This window comes from Mesorhizobium sp. M1252, from assembly GCF_040318265.1.
In the GTDB taxonomy this organism is placed as follows: domain Bacteria; phylum Pseudomonadota; class Alphaproteobacteria; order Rhizobiales; family Rhizobiaceae; genus Mesorhizobium.
On sequence record NZ_JAMYLX010000007.1, the window covers coordinates 91309 to 103661 of the forward strand.

Sequence of the window (12353 nt, forward strand, 5' to 3'; positions counted from 1 at the left end):
GATGAAACTCACCCTTTCCTGGCTCAAGGATCATCTCGACACCGACGCCACGCTCGACGAGATCGTCGAGAGGCTGACCTCGATCGGCCTCGAAGTCGAGCATGTCGACGACAAGGCCGGCCTGAAGCCGTTCGTCATCGCCAAGGTGCTGACGGCGGTGCAGCATCCCGACGCCGACCGGCTGCGGGTGCTGACCGTCGACACCGGCAATGGCGCAGCCCCTGTCCAGGTGGTGTGCGGTGCGCCGAATGCCCGCGCCGGCCTGATCGGCGCCTTCGCCGCGCCCGGCGCCTATGTGCCCGGTATCGACGTGACGCTGACCGTCGGCAAGATCCGCGGCGTCGAGAGCCATGGCATGATGTGTTCCGAGCGCGAGCTGGAGCTGTCGGATGAGCACAATGGCATTATCGACCTGCCGGCCGATGCGCCTGTCGGCACCAGCTTCGCGGCTTACGCGCATCTCGACGATCCGGTGATCGAGATCAATCTGACGCCGAACCGGCCGGATGCGACCAGCATTTACGGCGTCGCCCGGGACCTGGCGGCAAGCGGGCTTGGCCGGCTCAAGACCGCGCCGGTCGAAGCGGTCCCTGGCAAAGGTGAAACGCCGGTCAAGGTGACCATCGAGGCGCCGGAGCTCTGCCCCGGTTTCGCGCTGCGCCTGGTGAAAGGCGTGAAGAACGGGCCGTCGCCGAAATGGCTGCAGCAAAGGCTGATCGCCATCGGCTTGCGCCCGATCAGCGCGCTGGTCGACATCACCAACTACGTCACCTTCGACCGTGGCCGGCCGCTGCATGTGTTCGATGCCAAGAAGGTCGCCGGCAATCTCGTCGTGCGCCGCGCACGCGACGACGAGAAGGTGCTGGCGCTTGACGGGCGCGAATACACGCTGACGCCGCAGATGTGCGTGATCGCCGACGACAATGGCGTCGAATCGATCGCCGGTGTCATGGGCGGCGAGCATTCCGGCTGCGACGAGAACACCACGGACGTGCTGATCGAATCCGCTCTTTGGGATCCGATCACCACGGCCCGCACTGGCCGTACGCTCGGCATCATCACCGATGCCCGTTACCGTTTCGAGCGTGGCGTCGACCCAGAATTCATGGTGCCCGGCGTCGAGCTGGCGACAAAGCTTGTGCTGGAGTTCTGCGGCGGCGAGCCGACGGAAACCGAGGTCGTTGGCTATGCCGGCTACAAGCCTAAGATCGTTTCCTTCCCGATCTCGGAAGTAAAGCGGCTGACCGGCACCGAAGTGCCAAAGGCGGAAAGCCTCGACATCCTTTCGCGCCTCGGCTTCGAGCCGCAGGGCTCGGACGACATCGTCGATGTGGCGGTGCCGTCCTGGCGGCCCGATGTCGATGGCAAAGCCGACCTGGTCGAGGAAGTCATGCGCATTCACGGCGTCGACAACATCGCGCCGCAGCCGCTCGGCGCTCATGAAGCGGTCAATTCCAAGATCCTGACGACGCTGCAGGTGCGCACCCGCATTGCCAAGCGCTCGCTCGCCGTGCGGGGCATGCTGGAGGTTCTCACCTGGTCGTTCATCCCGGCCAAACACGCCGAACTGTTCGGCGGCGGCCAGACGGCGCTGAAGCTCGCCAATCCGATTGCAGCCGACATGTCCGATATGCGGCCCTCGCTGTTGCCCGGCCTGATCGTCGCCGCGCAGCGCAATGCCGACAAGGGCATCGGCGATGTCGCGCTGTTCGAGGTCTCCGGTACCTATGAGGGCGACGGCCCCGACCAGCAGCGGCGCGTTGCGGCCGGTGTGCGCCGCGGCACCGCCAAGCTCGACGGCTCCGGCCGCAGTTGGGCCGGCAATTCCGGTCCGGTCGGCGTATTCGACGCCAAGGCCGACGCGATTGCAGCGCTGGAAGCCTGCGGCGCCCCGGTCGACAGGCTGCAGATCGAGCCAGGCGGTCCGGCCTGGTACCATCCCGGCCGCTCCGGCACGATCAAGCTCGGCCCGAAGACCGTGCTCGGCACGTTCGGCGAATTCCACCCCAAGACGCTGGAGGGGTTGGACGTTTCCGGACCGATCTGCGGTTTCGAGGTCTATATCGACGCCGTGCCGGAACCGAAGGCCAAGCCGACGAAAACCAAGCCGAAGCTCGAGCTGTCCGCCTTCCATGCGGTGAAGCGCGACTTTGCTTTCGTCGTCGACAAGGCGGTCGAGGCCGGTACGCTGGTGCGCGCGGCGCTCGCTGCCGACAAGAAGCTGGTCACCGGCGTTTCGGTGTTCGACGTGTTCGAGGGGGCATCTCTCGGGGCCGCCAAGAAGTCGATTGCCATCGAAGTGTCTATCCAGCCGGTTGAAAAGACGCTCACCGACGAGGATTTCGAGGCGCTGGCCAAGCGCATCGTCGACAATGTCGGCAAGCAAACGGGCGGCATGCTGAGAACGTAGAGCGGCTAACGCCCGCCCTACATATTTCGCCTTCACGCAATTCTTAGGGAAAGCGCGTCTTAGGGAAAGCGCGGCGCGCTTTCCCAGGAAAACCGCTACACACTTTTTCCTGGAATTGCTTCTGAGGATTGCCGGCAGTTGCGAATCGCTCTCCAAAGGGCGATGGACCATCTGCGCTATTCCGGTCTGCCGTTCGAAGCCCAGCGCGAAGCGTTTCTCGCAATGGTGTTGGCGGATGCGCTCGTCAGCGACGCGCTGGAGCGGGCCCGCACGCTGGCGTTGCCGGACTGGCTGGTGGTGTCCGGCGCGCTCTACAACAGCATCTGGAACCATCTGACCGGCAAGCCGCCGGGCTACGGCATCAAGGATGTCGATCTCTTCTACTTCGATGACAGCGACCTGTCCTACGAGGCCGAGGACGCGGTCATCCGCCGGGCGGCGCAGCATTTCGAGGGGCTGGCTCTGCCGGCCGAGGTGCGCAACCAGGCACGGGTGCATCTGTGGTATCCGCAGAAATTCGGCCAGCCCTGCCCGCGCTATACGAGCTCCAGCGAGTCGGTGAGCTATTTCGCCTCGAAGACGCATGCGGTCGGGGTGCGATACGATGCCGACGAGCAGCTTGAGATCGTGGCGCCGTTCGGGCTGGATGACCTCTTCGCGTTTCGCATCACGCCCAACCGGCTGATGGATAACAGGCGCACGCATGAGGCGAAGGGGGCGAGGGCGAAGGCGTGCTGGCCGGAGATTACGGTGGTGCCTTGGTGATACGAAATGGCGGCGCGAGGCACCCCCCTCTGGCCTGCCGGCCATCTCCCCCGCAAGGAGGGAGATTGGCAGCTTCATCGTTGGCGCACTTTCTGCAACGTTGGTGATTGGCGAAAACAGCGACGACAGCCGATCTCCCCCCTTGCGGGGGAGATGTCCGGCAGGACAGAGGGGGGTGCCGCGCGCTGACTTCTCAGGGCGCCAAGCTCCCCCGCTTGTTCACCCATTCACCAGCGCCAACAGTTCCTCCGTATAGCGCTTGCCAACCACCTTATCCGGCGACAGCGCGTCGCCAATCGCCGCCACCTCGGCCGCGCTCAGCTCGATCCCGACCGCCGCCGTGTTCTGCTCGAGATGGCGTATCTTTCTTGCGCCGGGGATCGGCACGATGAAGTCGCCCTGGTGCAGCACCCAAGCCAGCGCCAGCTGCGCCGATGTGACGCCTTTTTCCACCGCCAGCTTTTCCAGCGTCGCAACGACCTTGGCGTTTGCCGCCATGGCGTCGGCCTGGAAACGCGGCAAGGTGCGGCGCCAATCGTCGTCGCTGAGGGCCTCGGGCTTGGCGATGGTGCCGGTGAGCAGGCCGCGACCGAGCGGGCTGTAGGGGACGAAGCCGATGCCGAGTTCGCGGCAGACATCGAACACTTCGTCTTCGGGGTCGCGGCTCCAAAGCGAGTACTCACTCTGCACGGCAGCGATCGGATGCACGGCGTGCGCCCGGCGGATGGTGGCGGCACTGACCTCCGACAGGCCCAGCGCCCGCACCTTGCCATCGCGCACCAGCTCGGCCATGGCACCGACCGTGTCCTCTATCGGCACGTCGGGATCGACGCGGTGCTGGTAGTAGAGGTCGATAACATCGGTATCGAGCCGCTTCAGCGAGGCTTCCGCCACCGCCTTGACGTGCTCCGGGCGGCTGTCGACGCCGACCATGCGTTCGAGGCCTGAGCCTTCCTCGGAAATCTTGAAGCCGAATTTGGTGGCGATCGTCACCCTGTCGCGCACCGGCTTCAACGCCTTGCCGAGAAGGATCTCGTTCTCAAAGGGACCATAGACTTCGGCGGTGTCGAAAAACGTCACGCCGATCTCGACAGCGCGGCGCAGCGTGGCGATTGCGTCAACCTCTGCCTGACCGCCATATGCGAAGCTCATGCCCATGCAGCCGAGGCCGACGGGGAAGACTTCGAGCTCAGTACCAAGTTTGCGGGTTTTCATGGCGCATCTCCTTGTTGCGATGAAACAGAGATAGCGCCTGGCTTTACGTTCGATAATTGGCTGTCATTCGCACGGGCTGTTCTATAAAATAGAGCAATGAACCGAGCGCATCTTTCTCAACTCGCTGTACTGGCAACAGTCGCCCAATGCGGTAGTTTTCGCGGCGCGGCGCGCGAACTGGCCATCGCGCCCTCGGCAGTTAGCCATGCCGTGTCCAGCCTGGAGGCGCGGCTCGGCGTGCGGCTTTTGGCGCGCAGCACCCGCAGCGTGGCACCAACGGAGGAGGGCGCGCAGCTGCTCGAACGGCTGCGGCCGGCGCTGTCCGAGATCGATCTGGCGCTGGAAACGGCGATCGAGGCGCGCGACCGGCCGGCCGGGAACCTGCGGCTGACCGTGCCGCGCACCGCGGCCCACCTGGCATTGACGCCCAGGCTCGGCGGCTTTGCCGCGGCCTATCCCGACATCGTGCTGGAAATCGTCATCGAGGATCGCTTCACCGACGTCGTCGAAGGCGGCTTCGATGCCGGCGTGCGGCTCGGTGAGAGCCTGCAGCGCGACATGATCGCGGTGCGCATCGGACCGGACCTTCGCGGCGCCGCGGTCGGCGCGCCATCCTATTTCGCGACCATGCCAAGACCCCGCCATCCGCGCGATCTTGCCGACCACCGCTGCATCCGCTTCCGTTTTTCCAGCGGCATTCTTTACCGCTGGGAATTCGAGAAGGATGGCGAAGAGATCGAGATCGCGGCGCAAGGGCCGCTGATCCTCGACGAAGACCATCTGATCGCCCAGGCAGCGGTCGACGGCGCAGGGCTCGCCTTCGTCTTCGACGATTATGTGCGCGCGCCGCTCGCCGACGGCCGCTTGATCCGCGTGCTGGAAGACTGGTGTCCGCCCTTCGACGGTTTCTTCGTCTACTACCCCAGCCGCCGCCAGATGCGCCCGGCGCTGCGGGCGTTTGTGGATTTCTTCAAGGTCGGTGCTTAGCCACCTCCCCCTTGTGGGGAGGGTGGAAGAAAGCCCAGCTGCCATTCGTTCACCAGCCATGCCGGCATTCATCACCAACAACTCAACCCGCTACGGCTGGGCGGCGATCGTCCTCCACTGGCTGATCGGCATCCTGTTCATCGGCCAGTTCATGCTCGGCTTCATCATGGTGCGGTTGACCAGCCAGCGCACCGCCTTCGAGCTGATCCAGCTGCACAAATCCTTCGGCTTCCTGCTGCTCGGCCTCCTCATCCTGCGCATTGCCTGGCGGCTCGGCAATGCGGCCCCGGCCTTGCCGGCCTCGGTCGGAGGCCTGGAGCGTCGGACGGCGCCGCTGGCGCATCTGGCACTTTATGGCTTCCAGCTCGCGGTGCCGCTGTCCGGCTGGGCACTGGTTTCGGTGTCGATGCTGGAGATCCCCAGCATGCCGTTCAACCTTTTCGTGATGCCGAACCTGCCGCTCGGCGTGTCCGATGCGGCGGAAAACTTCTGGGCGGCAGCACACTGGTATCTCGCCTATGCCGGCATTGCCTTGGTTGCGCTGCATGCGCTGGCGGCGCTGCGGCATCATTTCTGGCTGCGCGACAGCGTGCTCACGCGCATGATCACGCCTTCGTCAGATCAGGACATGGAATAGCGCGCGCCGCGCATTCGTTCATTGGAGTGAGGGCGCAACACTTCGCCTGCCCCAGTAAGGACAAAACCCATGTATGCGCGCATCTTCGGATTGGCGGCTGTTGCCGCTTGCCTTGCCATGCCTGTCTCCGCCGCTGTGGACCTCGGCGACGCCGCCGGCAGCTACACGGTCAACCCGGCCAGCTCCAGCATTCGCTTCTCCATCGGCAAGGTCGGTGGCGGCGGCCTCGACGGCGCCTTTGGCCGCTTCAAGGGCTCCATCCGCATCGACAACAGCGATGTCGGCCGTTCCGCGGTCAACTTCACCATCTATCCCGAAAGCGTCGGCACCGGCCAGGGCCGCATCGACGCCTTCCTGCGCTCCGATGCGGTGTTCGACGTGGCCAACAGCCCCGAAATCCAGTTCCGCTCGACCAGCGTAACCCGAACCAGCGACACCACGGCGCTGGTCAGCGGCCGGCTGACGGCGCGCGGCAAGACGTTTGCGGAAAAGTTCACTGCCGAGCTCGGCGGGCTGAAGGGCGGCGTCATTAAATTCCACGTCACCGGCAAGGTGCTGCGCTCCCGGTACGGCATGGATGTCGGCACGCCGATCTATTCGAATATCGTCAATTTCGACATGACGCTAACGGGCAAGCGAGGCTAGCAGGACCAGCGATCCGCATTGGCTTTTCCTGCAATTTCGGGCAAACCTCCTCGCCTGTAAATCGATAGGAGAAGCCTGATGTTCCGATGGGGTGTTTTGTCGACGGCCAAGATCGGCCGCGAGCAATTGTTGCCGGCAATCGTCGAGGCCGAGAATGGCGTTTTGTCCGCGATCGCCAGCCGCGACCTGTCGAAGGCCGAGGCCCTGGGCGAGCGGTTCGGCGCCAGGCATGCCTTTGGTTCGTATGAGGAGCTGCTCGCTTCGAAAGACGTCGACGGCGTCTACATCCCGCTGCCGACCTCGCAGCATGTCGAGTGGACGGCCAAGGCCATCGAAGCGGGCAAGCATGTGCTGGTGGAAAAGCCGCTGGCGCTCGACGCCAAGAATATCGCACCGCTGATCAAGCTGCGCGACCAGAAGAAGGTGCTGGTCTGCGAGGCCTTCATGGTCATCTACCACCCGCAATGGATCAAGGTGCGCGATCTCATCGCCGATGGCGCCATCGGCCGGCTGCGCCATGTGCAGGGCGCCTTCTCCTATTACAATGTCGATCCCACCAACATGCGCAACCAGCTCGATCTCGGCGGCGGCGCGCTGCCTGATATCGGCGTCTATCCGACGGTGTCGACGCGGTTTTCGAGCGGCAAGGAGCCACTGCGCGTGCAGGCGACGATCGAGCGCGACAAGAAATTCGGCACCGACATCTATTCCTCGATCCGCGCCGATTTCGGCGATTTCGAACTGTCCTTCTATCTGTCGACGCAGATGGCGGCGCGGCAGGTGATGGTGTTCCACGGCGAGAAGGGTTTCATCGAGGTGTTCTCGCCGTTCAATGCCGGGCTCTACGACCATCACCGCATCGAATTGCACAACCAGAACCATACGGAGGCGCAGGTGTTCCGCTTTCCCGGCACGCAGCAATACCGGCGCGAGGTCGAGACGTTTGCCAGGGCGGCACAGGGTGGCAAGGAGCGTGTCTTCACGCTGGAGGAGTCCGTGCTCAACCAGAAGGTCATCGACGCCATCTTCCGCGCCGGCGGCAAGGAAGGCTGGGAGGCCGTCTGATACAGCAATCTTAGCGGGTAATTTCATGGGAGAAGGGCGTCCGCATTGTGCATGCGGACGCTCCTTTCCTGTTGAACTGACGATCTCACGCGCCTCTGAGCGTCAGGTGCAAGGTCTCGGCGAAGCGGTCGGGATAGGGCGCAAAGCCCATGTGGTCGCCGGGGAAGGCGGCGCGCTTGCTGCCGAGCCCGTCGGCCAGCGCCTTGCCCATGCCGTCGATCGGCTGGCCGATGGACTCTTCGCCGATGCCGACCACGACCGGGCGGCCGCGCAGCGCCTCGATATCAGGACGGTAGAGCGACAGCGGCATGACGCCATGCGCCAGCCAGTATTCGAAATTGCCGCTGACCCTGGCAAAGGTCTCGGCCTCCTCGGGCGACGGTTCGAACGAAGGCGGTCCGTCCTGCGGCCCGGCTTCATCCTGACCCGGCCCTTCCGACAGGCTGTTCTCGCTGAAGAATTTCTGCATCGCCGCCTCGACACCCTGGCTGCGATAGGTGTCGTGCAGGTCGCGCATGCCGGCCAGTGACGGCGACGGGTCGTCGAGCAGCATCATGCTGGGCGGCTCATGCGCCACCAGTGCACGAACCCGGCCGGGATGGCGGGCGGCGAGGTTGAGCCCGATCTGGGCGCCGCCGCTGGTGCCGAACACATAGGCCGGTCCGGCGCCAAGCGCCTCGATCAATCGCGCGGCATCGTCGCCATGGACATCGAGGTCCTGCTCTTGCGGCTCTCCGTCGAAGGTGCTGCGCGAATTGCCGCGCGGATCATAGGCGACCACCGTGTAGCGGTCGGCGAGGTGGCCCGCGACATCGGCGAAGACGCCGGCGTCCTGCGGTCCGCCGGGGATTATCAACAGTACGGGGCCGGAACCGCGCATCTCATAATAGAGGCTGGCGCCCGGTACTTTCAGCGTCGACGTTTGGGGGGTCATGTCCATCTCTCCTGTTGTTCTCATGTCAAAGTTCGGCTTTGCGCCGGGTCCGATCATTTGCTGGCGACAACCATGCGGTTGCCCTCGCTGTCGCGGAATTCGGCGACTGTGCGGCCCGGCTGCCAAGGCGCTTCCTGCGGCTCGGTGATGATTTCGACGCCGCGCGCCTTCAGGCCCGCGACCGTTGCCTCGACATCGCCATCAACGAGCACCAGCACGGGCTCAGTGCCCGGCGTGTCATCGGGGCGTTTGACGAAATGCAAATTGGTGACGGCGCCGGGAAATGTCAGCTCGATCCAGCGCCGGCCGCTGTCGCCCATCAGCTGGTCCTCCGCCACTTGGCAAGCAAGATGTCCGGTGTAGAAGGCCTTGGCGCGGTCCTGGTCGAACACCGGCAATTCGGCAAACTGGATGTGCATGATGGGTCTCTCCTGCTCCTGGACGGCTGCCGCGCAGCCGTCGACGGGAAAGACGATCCGGACGATCGAAAAGATTCGCCGGGCGACGAATCTTTTCGAGGCCGCGAAACGTCTTCTCTGTGCAGAGTTGAAAAACAGGAGACGACAATGGGCTACAATCTCATCCGCTACGGCGTGAAGGACGAAAGCATCGCCGAGAACCGTATGCTGGTTGCACAGGTGTTCGAGGCACTCGACGACACGAAGCCGCAATCCGTGCGCTACCTCGTCCTGGAACTGGAGAATGGCGAGTTCATCCATCTTGTCAGCCAGGATGGCGACGGCCTGACGGGGCTCGCAGCCTTCAAGGCCTTCAGCGCCGATCATGCCGGGCGCCGCTCGACGCCGCTTGCCAGATCGCCGGCAAAGATCGTCGGCAATTATCGTATGCTGGCCGGCGAGGTCGTGCCGGCTTGAATGCAAAGACCGGCATTTTGGGAACGGACAGGATGAACACAGCAAAACTCGACCGCGTTGCCCTGGAGGCGATGCTCGGCGCCTTGCGACCGAAGCTGCACCGCTACTGCGCCCGCATGGCCGGCTCGGTGATCGATGGCGAGGACATCGTCCAGGAGACACTGATCAAGGCACTGCAGGCCATCGACGGCGACGCCACCGTTGGGCGTCCGGAGCAATGGCTGTTCCGCATAGCCCACAATGCCGCGCAGGATCATCTGCGCCGGCGCCAGCGGGAGCAGGCGCGCATGAGCGAGACCGACATGACGACGATCGAAGACCCCTCCGCAAGCGCCGATGCGAGGCTCGCCACCGCCGCCAGCCTGCGAAGCTTCATGCAGCTGGCAACAGTGCAGCGCAGCGCCGTGATCCTTGTCGACGTGCTTGGCCTCAGCCTGCACGAAACCTGCGAAGTGTCCGGCGCGACGCTGGCCGCGACCAAGGCAGCGCTGCATCGCGGGCGGTCGCAGCTGCGCCTGCTGGCGTCACAGGACGAGCAGGCGCCTGCCCCAAAGCTCGACGCCGACGACGAGCGGCGCCTGCGCCGCTATGTCGACCTGTTCAACGCGCGCGACTTCGACGCCGTGCGCGCGTTGATCGCCGAGGATATCCAGCTTGAAGTCGTCAACCGCACCCGCATGCGCGGCAAGGCGCAGGTTTCCAACTATTTCGGCAATTACGACCGTGTCCAGGACTGGGCGCTGTCGCTCGGCTTCGTCGACCGCAGGCCGGCCATCCTGATCCGCAACCCGCAAACGGGAGATGACGCCGTGCGCGGCTTCATGCTGGTCGACTGGCAGGATGGAAAGGTCAGCCATATCCGCGATTTCCGCTACGCGCCCTATTGCCTTGCCGATGCGGACATCCGCTTCATCGACGAGTAAGCATCGGCCAGAGAGCGCGGACTTCGCGCCTCAGGCGAAGCTTTGCAAATTGGCGTCCTGCAGCTTGGAGCCGGCGAGCAAGGCCTCGAGCACCTGCTTCTTGAGCGACAGGCACTGCGAGCGGGCAAGCTTTGCGATGGCCGAGACTTCGGCCAGCTCGCAGGCAAGCACCAACTCCTTCTGCTGGCCGATGATCGCTTGCGTGAAGTCGCGCGATTTGAAGCCGAGATGGAGGACACGCTCCGACTGGTCGAGCGTTTGGTCGAGCAGGCGAACCAGCCGCAGATTGCCGGAGAGTTCAGCCAGGGCCAGGCGAAAGGCGCGGTCGGCCGCCAGAAAGGCGACATGGCTGCGCAGCGTCTCCGGCTTCAGCACCTTCTGCGCCGCCAGCCTGATGTCGTCGAGCCCGCGTTCGGTGAGGTTTGCCGCGGCCACCCGGAACACTTCCGGTTCGATCAGGCTGCGGAGGTCGAAGATCTCGTTGACGTCGCGCAGGCTAAGCGGTGCGATGACATAACCGCGGCGCGGCTCGCTCTTGATCAGCCCTTCCTGCGTCAGGCGGGCCAAAGCCGAGCGGATCGTCGCCTTCCTGATCTGGTAGCGGTCGCCGATCTGCTTTTCGGTCAGGCTTTCGCCGGGTTGCAGGACGCAGGCGACGATGTCGCTCTTCAGCTGCTCATAAGCTTCCTCGCTGCGCAATATGTCGGCGGTCGACGGCGCCTTGACGGCGGACGGTGACACTGATTTCGGAAGAGCCATATCTGCCTGCCCGTGTGGTCTGCCCGCGTGGTCTGCCCGCGTAGTCTGCCCGCGTAGTCTGCTTGCCCGTTTCGACCATCCGGTTGACGGGTCTGTCGGCATTCGCTAGCCTGAGCATCTCAGCTGTATTGGTTGAGCTTCCCAATGGAGATGACGACAAATGTCTCTTGCCGCCAACTCGCCTCTCTACGCCGTAACCGCCGGTATCGTCAACGCAGCCAAAGGTGCTCATGCCATCGAACGGGTCAAGGCGGTGCTGCGCGAACACACCGACCGCTTCCATGCATCAGGCGTGCTCGCGCATGAGGAAGACGACGATGAGGTGCTGCTGCATGCCAGCCCTGACTTGACCATCTACCACATCACGCTGTCGCCCGGCCTGCGGTACCCGCCGCACAACCATCTGATGGATGCGCTGATCGGCATCTACAAGGGCAGCGAGACCAACTTCATCTATCCCGTCGACGGCAGCGAGATCGATGCGCCGGAACGCCACGACATCGCGGCGCCCGCGGTGGTGCACATGACCCCTGATACCGTGCACGCGGTGGCCAACACCGGCATCGCCCGCTCAGGCGCGCTGCATGTCTATCTCGGCAATCTGACCGAGACCCACCGCCACATGTGGAGCCCGGGCAGCACCCACGCCGAGCCGTTTGACAATGAGCGGTATCTGGCTGGAGCGAGGCCTATTGGGCCCTGATCCGGGAAAGGCGGAAGAAAAGTGAGCGTGCTGCGCGGCGGCGTGAATGAGCATTCAGCGTCGCTGCGCCCAGATAACGGTCGCCGCGTACTCTCCCGTTTCAAGAACATCGCAGCGCGTTTATAGCGCAGTCAGGCTGACGACTGGGGTAATAAATGAAGAAGCCCGGAATAGGCGGCGTCCAGTTCTCCAGCACTCGGATGAGGCGGTGCTCGGCAACGTGTTCCGCGACCTGCTCTTCATATGCGAGCCCAAGACCGGCTAGCGGATCGCAGGAAATCGCAGATTCGGCGGAAATGGCGCGCCCGAAGAGATTCGAACTCCTGACCCCCAGATTCGTAGTCTGGTGCTCTATCCAGCTGAGCTACGGGCGCGCAACAGGCCATGCTTTACATAGCCCCGCTAACCGATCCTGACGACCGGCCGCGACAAGAC

General features: G+C 64.1%; 13 protein-coding genes, 1 tRNA gene and 1 pseudogene. 9 read left to right on the top strand and 6 right to left on the bottom strand.

Annotated elements, in window-relative coordinates; all coding sequences use genetic code 11:
- Nucleotide 1: 1 nt before the first annotated feature.
- A complete protein-coding gene (pheT, locus tag NKH22_RS15875; protein ID WP_023681386.1) occupies nucleotides 2-2410 on the top strand; it encodes a phenylalanine--tRNA ligase subunit beta in 2409 nt (802 codons plus the stop codon).
- Nucleotides 2411-2572: 162 nt separating this feature from the next.
- A complete protein-coding gene (locus tag NKH22_RS15880) occupies nucleotides 2573-3175 on the top strand; it encodes a nucleotidyltransferase family protein (RefSeq protein WP_023681385.1) in 603 nt (200 codons plus the stop codon).
- A 219-nt stretch (nucleotides 3176-3394) separates the two neighbouring features.
- Here NKH22_RS15880 and NKH22_RS15885 read toward each other — a convergent pair whose 3' ends face one another.
- On the bottom strand, nucleotides 3395-4390 hold the full coding sequence (locus NKH22_RS15885) for an aldo/keto reductase (RefSeq protein WP_023681384.1): 996 nt from the start codon (nucleotides 4388-4390) through the stop codon (nucleotides 3395-3397).
- Between the two features lie 96 nt (nucleotides 4391-4486).
- Here NKH22_RS15885 and NKH22_RS15890 point away from each other — a divergent pair, with 96 nt between their 5' ends.
- The 4 genes from NKH22_RS15890 (at nucleotide 4487) to NKH22_RS15905 (ending at nucleotide 7724) form a co-directional block, all read left to right on the top strand.
- Nucleotides 4487-5377, top strand: a complete 891-nt coding sequence (locus tag NKH22_RS15890; RefSeq protein WP_023681383.1) for a LysR family transcriptional regulator — start codon at nucleotides 4487-4489, stop codon at nucleotides 5375-5377.
- A 58-nt stretch (nucleotides 5378-5435) separates the two neighbouring features.
- A complete protein-coding gene (locus NKH22_RS15895; RefSeq protein ID WP_023681382.1) occupies nucleotides 5436-6014 on the top strand; it encodes a cytochrome b in 579 nt (192 codons plus the stop codon).
- A 69-nt stretch (nucleotides 6015-6083) separates the two neighbouring features.
- On the top strand, nucleotides 6084-6659 hold the full coding sequence (locus NKH22_RS15900) for a YceI family protein (RefSeq protein ID WP_023681381.1): 576 nt from the start codon (nucleotides 6084-6086) through the stop codon (nucleotides 6657-6659).
- A 78-nt stretch (nucleotides 6660-6737) separates the two neighbouring features.
- On the top strand, nucleotides 6738-7724 hold the full coding sequence (locus NKH22_RS15905; protein ID WP_023681380.1) for a Gfo/Idh/MocA family protein: 987 nt from the start codon (nucleotides 6738-6740) through the stop codon (nucleotides 7722-7724).
- A gap of 85 nt (nucleotides 7725-7809) precedes the next feature.
- Here NKH22_RS15905 and NKH22_RS15910 read toward each other — a convergent pair whose 3' ends face one another.
- Both NKH22_RS15910 and NKH22_RS15915 read right to left on the bottom strand, forming a co-directional pair.
- On the bottom strand, nucleotides 7810-8658 hold the full coding sequence (locus tag NKH22_RS15910; RefSeq protein WP_245261692.1) for an alpha/beta hydrolase: 849 nt from the start codon (nucleotides 8656-8658) through the stop codon (nucleotides 7810-7812).
- A gap of 53 nt (nucleotides 8659-8711) precedes the next feature.
- The gene (locus NKH22_RS15915; protein WP_352910058.1) at nucleotides 8712-9077 is read right to left on the bottom strand and encodes a VOC family protein; all 366 of its coding nucleotides are present in this window, start codon (nucleotides 9075-9077) and stop codon (nucleotides 8712-8714) included.
- A gap of 147 nt (nucleotides 9078-9224) precedes the next feature.
- On the opposite strand from NKH22_RS15915, the gene NKH22_RS15920 reads away from it, so the two are divergent.
- Entirely contained in the window at nucleotides 9225-9533 is a 309-nt protein-coding gene (locus NKH22_RS15920) for a hypothetical protein (protein ID WP_023681378.1), read from the top strand.
- A gap of 32 nt (nucleotides 9534-9565) precedes the next feature.
- The gene (locus NKH22_RS15925; protein WP_023672268.1) at nucleotides 9566-10456 is read left to right on the top strand and encodes a sigma-70 family RNA polymerase sigma factor; all 891 of its coding nucleotides are present in this window, start codon (nucleotides 9566-9568) and stop codon (nucleotides 10454-10456) included.
- A gap of 30 nt (nucleotides 10457-10486) precedes the next feature.
- Here NKH22_RS15925 and NKH22_RS15930 read toward each other — a convergent pair whose 3' ends face one another.
- Nucleotides 10487-11215, bottom strand: coding sequence for a GntR family transcriptional regulator (locus tag NKH22_RS15930; RefSeq protein ID WP_023672267.1), 729 nt, complete (start codon nucleotides 11213-11215; stop codon nucleotides 10487-10489).
- A gap of 160 nt (nucleotides 11216-11375) precedes the next feature.
- On the opposite strand from NKH22_RS15930, the gene NKH22_RS15935 reads away from it, so the two are divergent.
- On the top strand, nucleotides 11376-11918 hold the full coding sequence (locus tag NKH22_RS15935) for an autotransporter (protein ID WP_023672266.1): 543 nt from the start codon (nucleotides 11376-11378) through the stop codon (nucleotides 11916-11918).
- Nucleotides 11919-12018: 100 nt separating this feature from the next.
- On the opposite strand, the pseudogene NKH22_RS15940 reads toward NKH22_RS15935, so the two are convergent.
- Nucleotides 12019-12183 (bottom strand): annotated as a pseudogene (locus tag NKH22_RS15940) (LysR family transcriptional regulator); the annotation flags it as partial.
- Between the two features lie 32 nt (nucleotides 12184-12215).
- Nucleotides 12216-12292, bottom strand: a tRNA-Arg gene (locus NKH22_RS15945).
- Nucleotides 12293-12353 lie beyond the last annotated feature (61 nt).

Bases quoted from the DNA above. Each gene is read 5' to 3' on its own strand.
- NKH22_RS15920 (WP_023681378.1), top strand. From the start codon at position 9,225: ATGGGCTACAATCTCATCCGCTACGGCGTGAAGGACGAAAGCATCGCC.
- NKH22_RS15905 (WP_023681380.1), top strand. From the start codon at position 6,738: ATGTTCCGATGGGGTGTTTTGTCGACGGCCAAGATCGGCCGCGAGCAA.
- NKH22_RS15930 (WP_023672267.1), bottom strand. From the start codon at position 11,215: ATGGCTCTTCCGAAATCAGTGTCACCGTCCGCCGTCAAGGCGCCGTCG.
- NKH22_RS15925 (WP_023672268.1), top strand. From the start codon at position 9,566: ATGAACACAGCAAAACTCGACCGCGTTGCCCTGGAGGCGATGCTCGGC.
- NKH22_RS15915 (WP_352910058.1), bottom strand. From the start codon at position 9,077: ATGCACATCCAGTTTGCCGAATTGCCGGTGTTCGACCAGGACCGCGCC.
- NKH22_RS15900 (WP_023681381.1), top strand. From the start codon at position 6,084: ATGTATGCGCGCATCTTCGGATTGGCGGCTGTTGCCGCTTGCCTTGCC.
- NKH22_RS15885 (WP_023681384.1), bottom strand. From the start codon at position 4,390: ATGAAAACCCGCAAACTTGGTACTGAGCTCGAAGTCTTCCCCGTCGGC.
- NKH22_RS15890 (WP_023681383.1), top strand. From the start codon at position 4,487: ATGAACCGAGCGCATCTTTCTCAACTCGCTGTACTGGCAACAGTCGCC.
- NKH22_RS15935 (WP_023672266.1), top strand. From the start codon at position 11,376: ATGTCTCTTGCCGCCAACTCGCCTCTCTACGCCGTAACCGCCGGTATC.
- pheT (WP_023681386.1), top strand. From the start codon at position 2: ATGAAACTCACCCTTTCCTGGCTCAAGGATCATCTCGACACCGACGCC.
- NKH22_RS15880 (WP_023681385.1), top strand. From the start codon at position 2,573: ATGGACCATCTGCGCTATTCCGGTCTGCCGTTCGAAGCCCAGCGCGAA.
- NKH22_RS15910 (WP_245261692.1), bottom strand. From the start codon at position 8,658: ATGACCCCCCAAACGTCGACGCTGAAAGTACCGGGCGCCAGCCTCTAT.
- NKH22_RS15895 (WP_023681382.1), top strand. From the start codon at position 5,436: ATGCCGGCATTCATCACCAACAACTCAACCCGCTACGGCTGGGCGGCG.